This window comes from Asticcacaulis sp. (assembly GCA_024707255.1).
Taxonomy (GTDB): Bacteria; Pseudomonadota; Alphaproteobacteria; order Caulobacterales; family Caulobacteraceae; genus Asticcacaulis.
Window position 1 is genome coordinate 136,623 of the sequence record JANQAC010000001.1, and the last position, 17,504, is coordinate 154,126.

Below are 17,504 nucleotides of genomic sequence, written 5' to 3' on the forward strand. Positions count from 1 at the left end.
GGGGCTGGGGAGGCGCGCCTCCCCAGCCTTGATTAGTATAGATCGGGATTGGTTTTCAGGTGCTCCGTGCTGATCCGGCCGAACAACACCTTGTAGACCCAGGCGGTGTAGAAGAGCACGATCGGCAGGAATACCAGCGTCACCAGCAGCATGATGAACAGGGTCAGGTGCGAGCTGGAGGCCGTCCAGACCAGCAGGCTGGAATGGGCATCCACCGTGCTCGGCAGGATGATCGGGAACATTGAACAACCGACCGTGCCGATGATGCCGACAATCGCCAGGGACGAACCACCGAAGGCCAGCCAGTCGCTGCGCAGGCGCTGGCCGAGGATGGCCAGTACCGGACCGACAAAGCCGAGCGCAGGCGCCGCCCACATCCACGGATACTTGGCGTAATTGGCCAGCCAGGCGCCGGCCATCGGCACCACTTCCGCACGGGTCGGGTTGGAGGCGCCAGCCGGATTGACGGCATCGACGACGCTGAAACCAAGACCGGAAAAGCGGACAAAGACATAACCAGCGGCGAACAGCACGATCACAGCCAGGGCGGCGAAAAAGCCGAAGCGCAGCGCCCGATCACGGACAATGCCTTTTTCCAGCTTGAGGCCGAGCCAGGTCGCTCCCTGCAGGACAAGCATGGCCGCGGAGACAAGACCGCACAGCAGGGTGAAGGGTGTGAACAGGCCCAGCAGCCCCCCAGGAACATGTCGTGATAGCTGGCGCGCAAGTCGCTATCCAGGCTGAAGGGCGCGCCTTGCAGCACATTGCCCATCGCCACGCCGAAGACCAGGGCCGGCACAAAACCGCCTACGAACAGCGCCCAGTCCCAGTTGCGGCGCCAGGCCTTGCCCGGACGCTTGGAGCGGTATTTGAAGCCCACCGGCCGCAGGATCAGCGCCGTCAGCACCAGGAACATGGCCAGGTAAAAGCCGGAGAAGCTTACCGCATAGACAAAGGGCCAGGCGGCGAAGACGGCGCCGCCGCCCAGGATGAACCACACCTGGTTGCCTTCCCAGGTGGCGCCCACCGTATTGATGACGGCGCGGCGTTCGGAGTCGCTTTTGGCGACGAAGGGCAGCAGGGCCGCCACCCCCATGTCGAAGCCGTCCATGATGGCGAAACCGATCAGCAGTACGCCGACAAGGCCCCACCAGATAACCCTCAGGGTCATATAGTCGATAGGAAGTTCCATAATTTATTCCTTTAGCTCAGGCGGGGATTATTCAGCGGGACCGACAACCGGCAGCGAGGGATCGTCCGTGGCGCTGACTTCGGGATCGTCGTGCATACGGCCGAGCTTGCTTTCATACGGGCCTTTATTGATGGCGCGGATCATCAGCCTGACCTCGATCACCGCCATGATGCCGTAGACCAGGGTAAAGCCTATGATGGTGGCCCATATCTGCCCTTTGGTGAGCGAAGACGCCCCCATAAAGGTCGGCAACACGCCATCCACCGCCCAGGGCTGGCGGCCGATTTCGGCCAAAACCCAGCCGGCTTCGATGGCGATCCACGGGAAGGGTATGGCGATCATGCAGACCAGCAGGAACAGGCGATTATTGTGCTTCTCGAAGGTCACCATCAGGAAGGCGACGGCGAACAGGGCGATGAAGGCAAAACCCAGCCCGGCCATGGCGCGGAAGCTCCAGAACATCACCGGCACATTGGGAATGGTGTCGAGCGACGCCTGGACGATCATTTCGTTGGTGGCCATGCGCGGATCTGGCACATACTTCTTCAGCAGCAGGGCGTAACCCAGGTCGGCCTTGTGCGCCTCGAACAGCGCACGGGCGTCCATATCGTCGGCATTGACCTTCAGCTTTTCGACACCGTCATAGGCGATGATGCCGGAACGGATGCGCATTTCCGCCTTGTCGGTCAGGTCGAGGATACCCACGACCGGCGTATCGACGCTGCGCGTGGCGATCAGGCCCAGCACATAGGGGATCTTGACGTCAAAATCAGTGCGCTGTTCCTTGACGTTCGGAATGCCGAAAATCGAAATCCCGGCGGGCGCCTTTTCGGTGTGCCACATCGATTCCAGAGCGGCCAGCTTCATCTTCTGGTTATCGGTCAGGGCATAGCCCGACTCATCCCCCAGCACGACGACCGACAGCGAGGAGGCCAGTCCGAAGGCGGCAGCCACCGCCATGGAGCGCTTGGCGATGCTGGTCCATTTATTATTCCACAGATAGATGGCCGAAACACCCATTACGAAAACCGCCGCCAGCACATAACCGGCGCTGACCGTATGGACGAACTTGGCCTGTGCCACCGGGTTGAACAGCACATCGATGAAGTTGGTCACCTCCATGCGCATGGTGGCCGGATTGAACTCGGCGCCGGTGGGGTGCTGCATCCAGCCATTGGCGATCAAGATCCACAGCGCCGACAGGTTGGTGCCGAGCGCCACCATGAAGGTCACCATGAGGTGCGCCGGCCGGGACAGCTTTTCCCAGCCGAAGAACATCAGCCCGACAAAAGTGGCTTCCAGGAAGAAGGCCATCAGTCCTTCGATCGCCAGCGGCGCGCCGAAGATGTCGCCGACATAGTGCGAGTAATAGGACCAGTTCATGCCGAACTCGAATTCCATGGTGAGACCCGTTGCCACACCCAGAACGAAGTTGATGCCGAACAGGAGCCCCCAGAAGCGGGTGATGGTGCGCCAGATTTCCTTGCGCGTAAGGACATAGACGCTTTCCATGATCACCAGCATGAAGCTGAGACCTAAGGTCAGCGGCACAAACAGAAAGTGGTACATAGCGGTCAAGGCGAATTGCAGCCTTGAGAGTTCTACGGTACTGAGGTCCATAAAGGCTTCTCCCCAAAAAACTTCGCGTCTCCGGTGAGAAGACACTTAAAAACAGCCCTTAGCAATGCCTAACTTCAACCCTTGGGCGAAATGGCGAGGCTAAAACCATAGAAACTTTAAGGCTTAACCTTGCGCCGCACAATAACCAAGATGTCGCACCCGGATGCCGCACCGCCTGCTGGTGACACGTCGAAACACTTTCGCCGGCAGTTGCACGTCTGGGCGCAAGCGGACGCCAGGTCATTGCGACTCATGTACGGCTTGGGCCTGCTGGAAGGCATCTGCATCGCCGGGTTCGCCTGGGGCCTGAGCCACATGGTCAGCGATCTGTTCGGCAAGTCGGCCAACTTTGGTAACCTCGTCCTTCCGCTGGCCGCAACCGTTGTCTCCCTCGCCGCACGCGCTATGTTAAGCCTTATGAATCAGAAGCTTGCCATGCAGTCGGCACGGCGGATCATACGCGCCATACGGCTGGATATCATGGCGAAGGCGCTCGGCGGCCATATAGATTCCGGCCGCCATCAGACCCGGCTGAATGCCCTGTTCGAGGACACCGAAGCGCTCGAAGGCTATTACGCCCGTTTCCGCCAAAGCGACTTCCAGGCGCGTCTCCTGCCGCTGGTTTTCATCGCCCTGATGGCCATGGCCAGCCCCGTGAGCGCCGGCATCCTGCTGCTCACCCTGCTACCGTTTGTCGCAATGATGGCTGTTCTCGGCCTGACCAGCGCCGGGGAATCGAAGCGCCAGCTCGACGCTCTCTCCCGCCTGTCCAACCTGTTCGTCGATCGCATCAAAGCCCTGCCACTGATCCTGAGCTTTGAAACCGGCCCCAGGCAGGTGCGTACCGTGGGCCGTGCCGCCCATGAGGTCGCCGAACGGACGCTCAGCGTCCTTAAAATTGCTTTCGTCACCTCGGCCGTGCTGGAATTTTTCAGCGCGCTCAGCGTGGCGCTGATCGCCATCTATTGCGGCTTCTACCTGCTGGGTGAATTGCCGTTCAAGGTGCCGGAAACCCTGACCTTCGCTGCGGCCTTTTTCGTCCTGGCCCTGGCGCCGGAAGTCTATGCCCCCATGCGCCGGCTGGCGGCCGCCTATCACGACCAGCAGACCGCCCTGGCCGCGACTCACAGACTGATGGCGATAGACTGCCGGCCCGAACAGGCCACCGCCGCGCACCTGACCGCCGCCCCTCAAATAACCTATCAGGAGGTCGTCTGCGGATTTGCCGACGATCCCGGCTTTCGCATCGGCCCCGTCAGCTTTACCGCCAAACCCGGACATATTATCGCCCTCAAGGGGCCGACCGGTTCGGGGAAAACCACCCTGCTGCGCCTGCTGCTGGGGCAAGGCCATCTGCTAGCCGGCGCGGTCACGATCGACGGCCAGCCCCTGACCGATATCGGTGAGAGCATCGCCCGGGTCTCCCAGGCGCCGCCGATCCTGGCCGGCAGCCTGGCCGACAATCTTCGCGTCGCCAATCGTTCTGCCAGCGATGATCAGGTACGGCGGGCGATCGACCTGTTCGGTCTCGACACAGTGGCCGAAGCGCGCACCGGCGCTCTCAACGAGCGCGGTTCCGGTCTTTCGGGCGGCGAACGGCGGCGGATCGGCCTGGCGCGCGCCTGGCTGAAAGACGCGCCAATCCTGCTGCTCGATGAGCCGACGGCTGATCTGGATGCAAAAGCGGAAGCCGAACTGATCACGCAACTGCCGGCGCTCTTCAAGGGGCGGACCGTTATCCTCTCCAGTCATTCGCCGAGGCTCTGTGTTTTGGCCGATCAGGTGGTGGATCTGTCATGAGCTTCGATGACTATTTCAGAAAACTGATCGACCGGTTCCGCACGCGCCTCCTCCTGACGGCTCTTTTCGCCGCGGGGGTCAGCGTCTCCGCCGTCATGCTTCTGGGGGTTTCCGGCTGGTTCCTGACCGGCGCGGCCGTGGCAGGCGCCGCCGGTGTCGTGGCGGCGCAAGGGTTCAACTACCTGCTGCCGAGCGCAGCTATCCGCTTCTTCGCTATCGCCCGAACCGTCTTGCGTTATGGCGAACGCTATACCGGCCATTCGGCGGCCCTGCGGGCCATGGCCGAGCTTCGCCCTGCCCTCCTCGGCCGTGTGCTGGCCGGCAATCCGCAAAACAGCCTGCGCTTAAGCCGGGGCGAGGCATCCAGCCGCTTCATCCAGGACGTGACCACGCTCGAAAACGCGCTGGTCATGCGCAGCGCGCCCTGGGCCGGCGGCGCGGGCATCCTGACATCGCTCTTGCTAACGGCCATCGCTTCCCCCTGGGCCGCGCTGCTCCTGCTGGTTTTCCTGGCCGGCGCCGTGGCCACCGGTGTCCATATCCATCGCCGCCCGGCTGATAACCTGTCCGAAGCGGCCGCCGTGGGCGACCTCAAGGCGCGTTTCTTCTCGCTCATGGCCCTGCTGCCGGATATCCGCGCCTATGATATGCGCAGGTTTCTTCTGACGGAACTGCAGGATCTGGAAGTAAAACTGTTCGCCGCCAAAACCCATGCGGTTGGCAAGGAGGCCGTCAGCAACGCCATCACCACGGCCTTGACCGGCCTGTGCCTGGCCGGCATTGCCGTAGCCAGTCTGGACCAGCCCCTGGCCCATATGGCCCTGGCCTTGCTGGCTGGCAGCATGGGCTTTGAATCGGCGACCATCCTGACGCGCGCCCTCAGCCAGAAAGCCGGCATCGACCACGCGCACAAACGCCTGGCGGAAATCCATGACCAGCCGCAGGCCGAAAAAGGCGACACGCAGACACGTGTTTCAATAGGCGACCAGACCTTCACGCCCGATCGAAACCTGCGTCTGCGCATCGATGGCCCTTCGGGCAGCGGCAAAACGCAGTTGATCGAAACCTTGGTTGGCCTCAGAGGCACGAGCGGCGCGCCCGGCCTGTTTGCGCTCTGCCCGCAGGATGCCGCCCTGCTGACCGGCACGATCCGCGAAAACCTGCTGATGGCAATAAGTGACGCCGCATTGAAAGCCCTGAGCCGCTCCGATCAGGAAAAGCGAATGCTGGAGGCCCTGGATACCGCCTGCCTGAAGGATCGCGTCACAGCCTTGCCGAAAGGACTAGATACCTGGATCGGTGATGGCGGGGTCACGCTGTCCGGCGGCGAACGCAAGCGCCTGGCTCTGGCGCGCGCCCTGCTGCGGGAGGCGCCGATCCTTATTCTGGATGAACCGACCGAAGGGCTTGATCTGGCCACCGAAGCGCGGGTGGTCGAAAACCTGTCACGACGACTGGCGGAACGGCCGCAGGGCCTGATTCTGATCAGCCACCGCGAAGGCCCGCGCGTCCTGGCCGATCAGGTGGTCAGTCTTTAGGCCCGTAGGCAGCGAAGAAGACGAACATCGCGGCCTCGACCTCGGCGGCGATCTCTGCATCGGTCGGGGCCGGAATATAGTTGAGCAGGCGCGCCTTGATCATGCGGCCGTGAATCAGCGAGGTGAAATGATGCGCGGCCACCATGATGTCCGGCACGACCAAGGCGCCACGCGCCACGGCTTTTTCAATATAGGCCGCCAGGATGCGCGCGCCGGCGAGCGGACCGCTTTCATAGAACAGCCGGCCGATTTCTGGCGATTTGTGGCTTTCGGCGGAGATGACACGCCAGTTCTGCAGGGCCGGTTCCGCCGTGAAAGCGCGCAGATATCCCCTGGCGAAAGCGGTCAGGACCGTGCGCGCATCGCCATCTTCCAGCAGCAGGTCGGCGATCTCACCACGATGGAAAATGCAACTGCGCTGCACATAGGCCGCGAACAGCTCTTCCTTGCTCTTGAAATAGTTATAAAGCGTGCCCTTGGAGCCGCCCAGCTTCGCCGCTATGGTCGACATTGACGCGCTGGCATAGCCTTCCGACAGGAAAATATCGGTCGCCACGTCGAGAATGGCTTCGCGGCGGTCTTCGCTGCTCATGCGCCCTTTGGATTCGCAGGCTTTCAACTCTTGTACTTTCTCGTTCTGCATCGCAAAATAATTCCTAAACCGTACGGTATGGTCAGTTGACAGATACATCGTGCCGGACTATATGTCCACCACAAATGACCATACCGTACGGTTGTTTCAAGAGTCCGCCCTTATGAGACTTAATAATATGACACATAACACGCCCTCCGCCCAAATGCCGCGCCGCCGCCTTTTTGTCGCGGCCCTTCTGGCCGCTACGACCTTAAGCGCCTGCACCACGATTCCGCAAAGCGCGCCATTCGCATCAGAGCCCAGTCAGGCCAAGAAGGTCAACCCCATCAATACGATAAGCGAACAGATGTGGTGGAAGGACCTCGGCGACCCGCAATTACAGCGCCTGATGACCCAGGCCCTCAACAATTCGCCTTCGCTCGCCATGGCCGAGGCGCGCCTCAACCAGGCTCAAGCCGCCGTTTCGCAGTACCGCGCCGCGAATCGCCCCCAGGTCGGTCTCGATGCCACGGCTTATGAGGGCAAGCAGAGCTATAACTACCTCTTCCCCAAGGAAGCCGTGCCGGAAGGCTATAAGGATTATGGCCAGACGACCCTGAGCTTTAACTGGGAACTCGATTTCTGGGGTAAAAACCGCGCCGCCATCGCCGCCGCCAGTTCTAACGAACAAGCCGCGGCCGCAGATGCGGCGCAGGCCCGGCTGGTGCTTTCGACCGCCATCGCCACGGCCTATATCGATCTCGACCGCCTCTACCAGGAACGCGACCTGGCCGAGCGCGCCGTCGGCATCCGTTCGGACAGCGCCAAACTGGTGCAGGACAAGCTCAATAATGGCGTCAGCAATAAGGCGCAGGATGCCCAGGCGCAGGCGGGCGTCTTCGCCGCCCGCGCCGACCTGGCCGCGCTCGATGAACAGATCGAACTCAACAAGCACCTGATCGCCATGCTGACCGGCGCGGCCCCGGATTTTGCCAATACGCTGGAGCGCCCGGCCCTGGCGCTGGACACTAAGGCTATGGGCAACGTGCCCGCCCAGGTCAATCTCGACCTGATCGGCCGCCGCCCGGATATCATCGCCGCCCGCTGGCGCGCCGAAGCCGCTTCGGCCCATATCAAACAGGCCCACGCAGCCTTCTATCCCAATATCAATATCGCGGCCTTCGCCGGCTTCCAGTCACTGGGGCTCGATAAGCTGTTCTCGTCCGGCTCCGATATCGGCCAGGTCGGGCCGGCGCTCAGCCTTCCGCTGTTTGATGGCGGCGCGCTGAAGGCCAATCTCAAATCGGCCGAAAGCGAACACGCCCTGGCTATCGCGGCCTATAATCAGGACGTGCTCGAAGCCATGCAGCAGGTCGCCGACACGCTTTCCAGCCAGAAGGCGCTGCAAGGCCGGCTCGACAATTCCGAACAGGCACTGACGGCTTATGAAGAGGCATACCGCCTCAGCAAACTGCGTTATGATGGCGGCCTGTCCGATTACACCTCCCTGCTGGTGGCCGAGCAAAGCCTGATCAGCCAGCGCCGTACAGTGGCCGACCTCAGGAGCCGCGCCATGACCCTCGATATCGCCCTGATCAAGTCGCTGGGCGGCACCTATGCCTCCCAGAATATTGCCCAAAATTAAGCTCTTAACACAGAGATCCGCACATGCCCGATACTGCACAAACGGCTGATAAAATTCAGTCCGCGCCCGTCGCCCCCTCGCAAGCCGCCAGCAATGCCAAACGTAAGCGCCTGCTCACCTATCTCGGCATTGCCGTCGCTGTCGGCGCCGTCGCCTACGGCGCCTACTATGGCCTCGTCGCCTCACATTATGTCTCGACCGACAATGCCTATGTCGGCACCGATACGGCCCAGGTCAACGCGCTGGTCGCCGGTCCGGTAGCCAGCATCGCCGTTTCCGAAACCCAGATGGTAAAAGCCGGCGATGTCTTGTTGACCATCGATGACTCCGACGCGAAAATCGCCGTTGCTCAGGCCCAGGCGGCACTGGCCCAGGCCCAACGCCACGTTCAGGGCTATTATGCCAGTGATGAGGCCCTGGCCGGCCAGTTGGGCGCCCGCCAGGCCGATGTCGCCAGTGCCGATGCCCAGATCGCCGCCGCCCAGGCCAATCTCAGCAACGCCAAGACCGAACTGACCCGCCGGCAGAATCTGGCACAGTCGGGCGCGGTATCGCAGGAAGAACTGACCACGGCGCAGAACGCCTTCACCCAGGCCAGGCCGCGCTCAACGCCGCCCAGGCGGCACGCGCTCAGGCCCTGGCCGGCGTTAAGGCCGCCGGCGGCCAGCGCGCCACCAATGCCGCCCAGTTCGCCGGCGTCGATGCCGAGCAAAACCCGGAAGTGCTGGCGGCGCAGGCCGGGCTTGACGCCGCCAACCTGGCGCTGGAGCGCACCATTGTCCGCGCCCCCACAGACGGCATCGTCTCCAAAAAGGCCGTTCAGGTCGGCCAGCAGGTCGCCGTTGGCACCCCGCTGATGACCGTGGTGCCGATCGCCCGCGCCTATGTCGACGCCAATTTCAAGGAAGGTCAGTTGCGCAAGGTTATTCCTGGCCAGGCAGTGGAATTGCACTCCGACCTCTACGGCAAGGGCGTGGTTTTCCACGGCACCGTCCGTGGCATTTCCGGCGGCACCGGCTCGGCCTTCTCGCTGATCCCAGCGCAGAACGCTTCCGGCAACTGGATCAAGGTGGTCCAGCGCCTGCCCGTCCGCATCGATCTCGATCCGAAGGAACTAAACGCGCACCCCTTGCGCGTCGGGCTTTCGATGAGTGCGAAAATCGATACCAAGAATTAAAGAAAGATACCCCACCACCGCATCTAGCGCTTCGCGCGTCGTGCGGTCCCCCTCCCCGACAAGTCGGGGAGGTATAAGAATTTGCCTCCTTTTATACCTCCCCAGTTTACTGGGGAGGGGAACCATGAGCGAAGCGAATGGTGGTGGGGCTTCTTACTTTTGCCATTAAAACGAACCGAGACATCCATGTCCACTGCTTCACCCGCCGCCGCCCCTGCCCCCATGACGGGCGGTCTGCTGGCCCTGACTGCCATCGCCCTGGCGCTCGGCACCTTCATGCAGGTGCTGGATTCGACCATCGCCAACGTCTCGATCCCGACCATCGCCGGCGATCTCGGCGTCTCGACTTCGCAGGGCACCTGGGTCATCACCTCCTTCGCCGTGGCCAACGGCATTTCCGTCCCCCTCACCGGCTGGCTGATGGGGCGCTACGGCGTGGTCAAGACCTTTACATCTGCCGTTGTCCTCTTCACCATCGCCTCCTTCCTGTGCGGCGTGGCCTGGGACATCAACTCGCTGATCTTCTTCCGCATCCTGCAGGGCGCGGTTTCCGGCCCGATGATCCCCGGCTCCCAAGCCCTGCTGATGATGATCTTCCCGCCCAACAAGCGCGGCACGGCCCTGGCCATCTGGTCGATGACCACCCTGGTGGCCCCGATCTGCGGTCCGATCTTCGGCGGCTGGATATCCGACAACATGACCTGGCCGTGGATCTTCTTCATTAATGTGCCGGTCGGCGCCTTCTGTGCCTTTTTCTGCTGGCGCGGCATGTCCGACCGCGAAACCCCGACCTTCCAGCGGCCGATCGACCGCACGGGCTTTGCCCTGCTGGTCGTCTGGGTCGGCGCGCTACAGGTCATGCTCGACACCGGCAAGGAAGCCGACTGGTTCAATTCGCCCGCCATTGTCGTCGAAACCATCATCGCCATCATCGGCTTCATCGCCTGGGTGATCTGGGAACTGAACGACAAGAATCCGATGGTTGATCTGTCCTTCTTCAAGACGCGCAACTTCGCCTTCGGCACCCTCATCCTGTGCATCGCCTATGCCATCTTCTTCGGCGCCAACCTGCTGATGCCTTTGTGGCTGCAAACCAACATGGGCTATATCGCCACCTGGGCCGGTCTCGCCGCCGCGCCCTCCGGCGCCGTGGCCGTGATCATGACGCCGTTTGCCGCCCGCCTGCTTAACAAGTATGACGCGCGTATACTTGGCTCGGTGTCCCTGCTGCTGTTCGCCCTGTCCTTCTACATGCGGTCGCTTTTCACCACCGACGCCAGCTTCTTTGTGCTGACCCTGCCCATGCTGGTGATGGGGGCGGCGATGAGCATGTTCTTCATCTCGTTCATCAGTATCGGGCTGAATGGCATCCCGCACCAGCGCGTGCCAGCGGCTTCGGGCCTCAGCAACTTCGCGCGGATCATTGCCGGCTCCTTCGCCGCTTCACTGGTCACCACCCTGTGGGAACGCAGCGAAACCCAGCATCAGACCCGCCTGGCCGAGGTGATGGGCATGACCGATCCGGCCTTCCAGAACGCCCTGCATCAGGCGCAGGATTTCGGCCTGACAGCGGGCCAGAGCCTCGGCGCAATCGTGCGGCAGGTCTCCAGCCAGGCCTTTCTGCTGGCCACGGTCGACCTGTTCCGCATTTCGTCGATCATCATCCTGCTGCTGGTGCCCGCCGTCTGGCTGTGCCGCAAGACCCTAGTCCAGGGCCCCGTCACCCACGCGGCAGATTAAGAATGGTTTGAGCCACAGATGTCACAGATGGGCACAGATATTTTTACGCGCTGAAAACTATCTGTGCCCATCTGTGACATCTGTGGCTCCCTTTCTTACTTGCATCCCTCAGCGCATGGCGTCATAGCCGGTTACAAACGTAACGGAGTCTGAAGATGATCGCTTTTGCCTTGCACGGCGGCGCCGGCGCCAAAAAGGGCCGCGACTATTCCGCCGAGATCGCCAATATGCGCGAGATCACCGAAGCCGCCCGCATCTCCCTGAAAACCGGGACAACCGCGTTGGATGTCGTCACCGAAGTGGTGCGTAAGCTTGAAGACTCCGGGCTTTATGTCGCCGGCCGAGGCGCTTCGCCCAACCAGGCCGGCCATTACGAACTCGACGCCAGCCTGATGAATGGCGCCGACCAGACCTGTGGTTCGGTCACCGCCCTGCAAGGCTTTGCCAATCCAGTCCTCGTCGCCCGCGCCGTCATGGAAAAGACGCCCCACGTCATGCTGGCCGGTGATGGCGCCGCGCTCTTCGCTCACGAGCAAGGCTTTGCGCCGATCGCCGACGAGGCGGAATATTTCACCCGCGCCGGACGTTTTGAGTCCAACCATCCGCCCGGCACATTGGCGCACGGCACGGTCGGCTGTGTCTGCCTTGACTCAAACGGCAACCTCGCTTCAGCCACCTCGACCGCCGGTGTCTTCGGCAAGATGGCCGGACGCGTTGGCGACACGCCGATCATCGGCGCGGGCACCTGGGCCGACCGCCAGACCGCCGTCTCCTGCACCGGCCAGGGTGAATACTTCATTCGCGTCAATGCCTCGGCGCAACTGGCCTTCCGCCATGCCGGCGGGCAGAAGCTCAGCGAAGCCGGCGATACGGCCCTGCAACAGATTGTCGATATGGGCGGCGAAGGCGGCCTGATCGCGCTGAACCGCAACGGCGAGGTGATCGCGCCCTTCCGCTCGCAGGGCATGAAACGCGCCTGGTTCTCAGGCGACAGCGAGATTATCTCGGAAGTGTTTTAGCGGCACATCCCGTCCAGATTGCTGATATCGACATCGGGCGGCGCGTCGCTTCCCAGGTCGATGCCCTTTTCCTTCGCCGTGCGCTCGATCAGCAGCCCCTCGCCCTGGTACGCACTCGGCGCGCTGTAGGCCGGATCGCTCTGTGCCTGGTCGAGCGTCACGAAATGCGCGCCCTCTTCCTCGAAGGCGGTCAGCACCTCCGGCAGCATCAGGGCGGTAAAGGCGCCTTCATGGATCAGCAGGACGTGTGAAATCTGGCGGCCATACACCTTCTGTGATGCCATCAGAGAGCGCGCGATCGACGCCTTCACCCCCTGCATGTATTGAATCTTCATGCTCTCGATGGTGTCCTGGTCGCCCTTTGCCATGCAGCGCGCATAGGTCTCGGTATAGGCCCAGTCATTGAAACTGATCGAAACATCGGCGATCCGGTATTTATGCACCTTCAGATAGGCGATAATCCCGGCATGATGGGCCTCGTCGCCGGCACTCAGATAGGGAAAGCGCAGCACGCGCCAATCCTGGCCGGCCATGCGGTCGCGGATGGCCGGCTCGCCCTTTTCCAGATCGGCCTCGAAGGCCTCCAGCGTGCCGGCATTGATATTCATGTGGCTGTAGGTGTGGTTGCCCAGCGGATAACCGGCCGCCCGCCACATATCGAGCGCCGCCCCGCTGCCCGGTTCGCGCTCCAGCGCCACGGCATTGACGAAGCCGTAAACACCGGGAACATTGTGCGCCTTCAATGCTGCCAGATAATCGCGCGCTACATCGATACGGCTGACGCCAGGCGGCACACTGCCATGCGCCGGCAGGTCATCCACGGTAATGGCGACATCGAAACCGGTCTGGGCCTGTGCCGAAAAAGCAGCAAGGGTCAGTATGGCGGAACACAGGACAGCAACAGGCTTCATGGGGCTCATCTCCTTATCCGCCTCTGATGGGCGTTAGCGCTACCCTGCGCCGGAACATGGCGTCTGACAATCACCCCGAACACACAACTTGCAGAAATATCAGCGTTACGTTAACTATGCGCATCCAAAAACGGGGCCACGGGGCCCCATAAGGGGGATGTCATGAACGGTAACATTTTTCTGCGTACCAGCGTTGTTTTCCTCTGCATCGGCATCGGTCTCGGCCTGTATATGGGCGGCACGCACGATTTCACCCAGATGCCGACCCACGCACACCTGAATCTTGTCGGCGGCGTGCTGATGTTCCTGGCTGGCCTGTTCTATAATACCCACCCCCAGCTATCGCGTAAGGTCACCCTGATTCACTACTTTATCGCTGTCATCGGTCTGGTGATCTTCATCCCCGGCATATGGGGCGCGCAGATCCGGGCGGCCTGGGCGGAACCGGTGGTCGGCATCGGCTCGCTGCTTACCGCCATCCAGATCATTTTCTTTGCGGTCATGGTCTTTTTGGGCACCGGCAAAAAAGCTGCTGTCACGGGCTCGTGACAGCAGAGCGGCCATAACTTCAAAAAAGGGATTGCCACGGGGCGACAACAGGCATAGTTTCATTAGATACTATATCTGTGAGACCCGCCATGACCGCCGACGCCCTGGCCTGCCCGACCGAAAGCCGGCTTTTCGACACGCTGGACGACCAGCCGCTCGATGCCATGCTGACTCTATTGCGCCAACTGCGCAGTGATCCGCGCGATGGCAAAATCGACCTCGGCATCGGCGTTTATGGCGATGAACAGGGCCGCACGCCGGTCATGCAGGCGGTCCGCCAGGCTGAAGTAATGGTTGCCGAGGCGCAAACCACCAAGGCTTATGTGGCGGCCGAGGGCGATGTGCGGTTTGTCTCGCTGCTGGCGCCGATTGTACTGGGTGCCGCCCGCGCCGCCAATGATCGTTATTGCGGAATGCAGACGCCCGGCGGCACCGGCGCTTTGCGCCTGGCAGCCGAACTGATCGCCCACGCCAATCCGGATGCCCGTATCTGGGTCGGCACGCCAAGCTGGGTCAATCACTATGGCCTGATGCGCGCCGCCGGTCTGCAAGTGCTGGAGCATCCGTTCTTCAATCAGGCCACACAGACCGTTCTCTTCGACGAGATGATGAGCGCACTCGAAGCGGCCCGTGCCGGTGATGTTTTGCTGCTGCACGCCTGCTGCCATAACCCGACCGGTGCCGGTTTTACCGCCAATCAATGGCGCACAATCGCCGATCTGTGCGCGCGCAAAGGCCTGTTGCCGCTGGTCGATATCGCCTATCAGGGCCTGGGTCACGGCCTGGAAGAGGACGCCGCCGATATGCGCGCCCTGCTCGACATTGTACCGGAAGCGCTGATTACCGCCTCGTGTTCCAAAAATTTCGGGCTGTACCGCGAACGCCTCGGCGCCCTGTGGATCAAGGGTAGCAACGCTCAGGCGGCGCTGCGCGCCCGCGCCACCTGCATGAAGGTCGGCCGCTCCATGTGGTCCATGCCGCCCGATCACGGTGCTTCCGTTGTCCGCACCATTTTGGAATCGCCTGAACTGACTGCAAGCTGGCAGGCCGAACTCACCATCATGCGCACCCGCCTGAACGCCATGCGCGCCGAACTGGTCCGTGCCGTGCCGCAACTGGCCTCGGTGGCGCAACAAACCGGCATGTTCGCCCTGCTGCCGCTCAACCGCGAGGCCGTGACCGATCTTCGCGTCAGGCACGGCATCTACATGATCGAAAACGGCCGCATGAACATCGCCGGCCTGACCTCTGAAAACCTGCCGCGTTTCGCCGCGGCCTTAGCCCCGTACCTCAGCAAAGGAGAATAAAAATGAATGCTAATCCTTTAGGCTTGAACGGTTTCGAGTTTGTTGAGTTCACCGGTCCGGATACCGCCGCCATGGCCGCGCAACTGGAGATGATGGGCTTTGTCGCCGCGTCGCGCCACAAGACGCGTGATATTGTGCGCTACAAGCAGGGCACGATCAACTTCCTGCTCAATACCGCCGCCAGCCCGCAGGCCATCGATTTCGCCGGACATCACGGCCCTTCTGCCAATGGCATGGCCTTCCGCGTTTCGGATGCGAAAACGGCCTATGAACTGGCTTTGCAAAATGGCGCTCAGGCGGCCGACGCGTCTCAGGGCGCGCTGGGCGAAGGCAGTTACGCTTTGAAGGGTATCGGCGGCTCGCTGCTCTATCTCGTCGATCACGATATTTACGCAGACTGGGACGCCGTGCCCGGCGCGGCGGACGATGAACACCTGAACAGCGTTGGCTTTCAGGTGCTGGACCACCTGACGCACAATGTGGCGCGCGGCCAGATGCGCACCTGGTCAAGCTTCTATGCCCAGGTTTTCGGCTTCGAGGAGCAGAAATATTTCGACATCAAGGGCCAGGCGACCGGCCTGTTCTCGCAGGCGATGATCGCGCCGGATGGCAAGCTGCGCATACCGCTCAATGAGAGCCAGGACGACACGAGCCAGATCGAGGAATTCCTGCGTCAATATAATGGTGAGGGCATCCAGCATATCGCGCTGACCACCGACAATATTTATGAGACGGTCGAGAAGCTACGCGCTCGTGGCGTGAAATTGCAGGACACGATCGAGACCTATTACGACCTCGTCGATAAGCGCGTGCCCGGCCATGGCGAAGACCTGTCACGCCTGAAGGCCAACCGCATCCTGATCGATGGTAATGTCGGCGAAGAAGGCATATTGTTGCAGATCTTCACCGAGAACACCTTCGGGCCGATCTTCTTCGAGGTCATCCAGCGCAAGGGTAATCAGGGCTTTGGCAACGGCAATTTCCAGGCGCTGTTTGAGTCAATCGAACTGGATCAGATCCGGCGCGGCGTGATCAAGGTAGCGTAACCTCTTGTACCTCCCCATCTATGATGGGGAGCGGGACCGCGCCGCTTCAGCGGCGGGGCGGTGGGGTTTCTTGCTTTCTATAATAACGGGAGGAAGCGCAGATGTCAGACTACATGACCGGCTTCGGCAATCACTTCGCCATCGAGGCGGTGACGGGTGCGCTGCCAGTTGGCCAAAACTCACCGCAACACATGCCTTTCGGTCTCTATGCCGAGCAACTTTCCGGCTCGGCCTTCACCGCGCCGCGCACTGAGAATCGCCGTTCCTGGCTCTACCGCCTGCGGCCTTCAGCCAGCCACGCACCGTTTACCCCTTACCGTGACGCGCCCGCCTTCGCATCGCCAACCCCCAACCGCCTGCGCTGGTCACCGCTGACTGCGCCTGACAAACCGACCGATTTCATTGACGGCCTGACCGCCTACGTCGCCAATGGCGACCCGACGGTACAAACCGGCGTAACGGTATGGCTCTACGCGGCGAACCGCTCGATGAACCGCGCCTTTTTCGATGCCGATGGCGAATGGCTGATCGTGCCACAATGGGGCCGACTCGTAATTTTCACCGAAATGGGGGTGTTAAAGCTCGAACCACTCCAGATCGCCGTCATTCCACGCGGCGTGAAGTTCCGCGTCGCCCTGCCAGAAGGTCACGCGATCGGCTATGTATTGGAAAACCATGGTCATCCCTTTCGCCTGCCGGACCTTGGACCGATCGGCGCCAATGGCCTGGCCAATCCGCGCGATTTTGAGACACCCGTCGCTGCCTTCGAGGATATCGATGGTGACTATGAACTGATCCAGAAGTTCTGCGGTCGGCTGTGGACGGCACGCGTGGACCATTCGCCGCTCGATGTCGTGGCCTGGCACGGCAATCTGGCACCGTATCGCTACGACCTGCGGCGCTTCAACACGATCAATACGGTCAGCTTCGACCATCCCGATCCGTCGATCTTCACTGTCCTGACCTCACCCTCGGAAACACCCGGCACGGCCAATGCCGATTTCGTCATCTTTCCGCCGCGCTGGATGGTGGCCGAACACACCTTCCGCCCCCCGTGGTTCCATCGCAATATCATGAGCGAATTCATGGGCCTGATCACCGGCGCCTATGATGCCAAGGCAGACGGCTTTGCCCCCGGCGGCGCAAGCCTACACAACTGCATGAACGGCCACGGCCCGGACAAGGCGAGCTATGAGGCCGCTGTCGCCGCTGAGCTGAAACCGCACAGGATCGAAGGCACCATGGCCTTCATGTTCGAGAGCCGCCTGCCCTTTATCCCGACGACCTGGGCCATGGAAACGCCGCTGTTGCAACGCGACTACGACCATTGCTGGGACAATTTCAAAAAGGCCGAACTGCCAAGAAAGTAAGATTTAGCCACAGATG

12 protein-coding genes and 2 pseudogenes are annotated in these 17,504 nt (G+C 61.6%); 10 read left to right on the top strand and 4 right to left on the bottom strand.

Features of this window, described 5'->3' with window-relative positions; genetic code table 11:
- Nucleotides 1-32: 32 nt before the first annotated feature.
- Both cydB and NVV72_00620 read right to left on the bottom strand, forming a co-directional pair.
- Nucleotides 33-1,192, bottom strand: a pseudogene (gene cydB, locus NVV72_00615) (cytochrome d ubiquinol oxidase subunit II).
- 27 nt (nt 1,193-1,219) lie between these two features.
- Nucleotides 1,220-2,812: a cytochrome ubiquinol oxidase subunit I gene (locus NVV72_00620; GenBank protein ID MCR6657899.1), complete on the bottom strand. Its 1,593-nt coding sequence runs from the start codon at nt 2,810-2,812 to the stop codon at nt 1,220-1,222.
- Between the two features lie 129 nt (nt 2,813-2,941).
- Here NVV72_00620 and NVV72_00625 point away from each other — a divergent pair, with 129 nt between their 5' ends.
- Nucleotides 2,942-4,612: an ATP-binding cassette domain-containing protein gene (locus NVV72_00625; protein ID MCR6657900.1), complete on the top strand. Its 1,671-nt coding sequence runs from the start codon at nt 2,942-2,944 to the stop codon at nt 4,610-4,612.
- Nucleotides 4,609-6,150, top strand: a complete 1,542-nt coding sequence (locus NVV72_00630) for an ATP-binding cassette domain-containing protein (GenBank protein MCR6657901.1) — start codon at nt 4,609-4,611, stop codon at nt 6,148-6,150. Before NVV72_00625 ends, NVV72_00630 begins: the two co-directional genes overlap by 4 nt.
- On the opposite strand, the gene NVV72_00635 is transcribed toward NVV72_00630, so the two are convergent.
- Nucleotides 6,140-6,793 (bottom strand): TetR/AcrR family transcriptional regulator, encoded by a 654-nt coding sequence (locus tag NVV72_00635; GenBank protein MCR6657902.1) that lies wholly within the window; start codon nt 6,791-6,793, stop codon nt 6,140-6,142. The genes NVV72_00630 and NVV72_00635 overlap by 11 nt on opposite strands.
- A gap of 127 nt (nt 6,794-6,920) precedes the next feature.
- On the opposite strand from NVV72_00635, the gene NVV72_00640 reads away from it, so the two are divergent.
- From NVV72_00640 to NVV72_00655, 4 genes and pseudogenes are all read left to right on the top strand, one after another.
- Complete coding sequence (locus NVV72_00640; GenBank protein ID MCR6657903.1) at nt 6,921-8,369, top strand: efflux transporter outer membrane subunit; 1,449 nt, start codon at nt 6,921-6,923, stop codon at nt 8,367-8,369.
- 23 nt (nt 8,370-8,392) lie between these two features.
- Nucleotides 8,393-9,546, top strand: a pseudogene (locus tag NVV72_00645) (HlyD family efflux transporter periplasmic adaptor subunit).
- Between the two features lie 186 nt (nt 9,547-9,732).
- Nucleotides 9,733-11,286, top strand: coding sequence for a DHA2 family efflux MFS transporter permease subunit (locus NVV72_00650; GenBank protein ID MCR6657904.1), 1,554 nt, complete (start codon nt 9,733-9,735; stop codon nt 11,284-11,286).
- Nucleotides 11,287-11,441: 155 nt separating this feature from the next.
- Nucleotides 11,442-12,305, top strand: a complete 864-nt coding sequence (locus tag NVV72_00655) for an isoaspartyl peptidase/L-asparaginase (GenBank protein MCR6657905.1) — start codon at nt 11,442-11,444, stop codon at nt 12,303-12,305.
- Here NVV72_00655 and NVV72_00660 read toward each other — a convergent pair.
- A complete protein-coding gene (locus tag NVV72_00660) occupies nt 12,302-13,216 on the bottom strand; it encodes a polysaccharide deacetylase family protein (protein ID MCR6657906.1) in 915 nt (304 codons plus the stop codon). The genes NVV72_00655 and NVV72_00660 overlap by 4 nt on opposite strands.
- A 162-nt stretch (nt 13,217-13,378) precedes the next feature.
- On the opposite strand from NVV72_00660, the gene NVV72_00665 reads away from it, so the two are divergent.
- The 4 genes from NVV72_00665 (at nt 13,379) to hmgA (ending at nt 17,488) form a co-directional block, all read left to right on the top strand.
- The gene (locus NVV72_00665; protein ID MCR6657907.1) at nt 13,379-13,765 is read left to right on the top strand and encodes a hypothetical protein; all 387 of its coding nucleotides are present in this window, start codon (nt 13,379-13,381) and stop codon (nt 13,763-13,765) included.
- Nucleotides 13,766-13,854: 89 nt separating this feature from the next.
- Complete coding sequence (locus tag NVV72_00670) at nt 13,855-15,072, top strand: aspartate/tyrosine/aromatic aminotransferase (protein MCR6657908.1); 1,218 nt, start codon at nt 13,855-13,857, stop codon at nt 15,070-15,072.
- Nucleotides 15,073-15,074: 2 nt separating this feature from the next.
- Complete coding sequence (gene hppD / locus NVV72_00675; GenBank protein MCR6657909.1) at nt 15,075-16,118, top strand: 4-hydroxyphenylpyruvate dioxygenase; 1,044 nt, start codon at nt 15,075-15,077, stop codon at nt 16,116-16,118.
- Between the two features lie 101 nt (nt 16,119-16,219).
- A complete protein-coding gene (gene hmgA, locus NVV72_00680) occupies nt 16,220-17,488 on the top strand; it encodes a homogentisate 1,2-dioxygenase (protein ID MCR6657910.1) in 1,269 nt (422 codons plus the stop codon).
- Nucleotides 17,489-17,504: the final 16 nt, after the last annotated feature.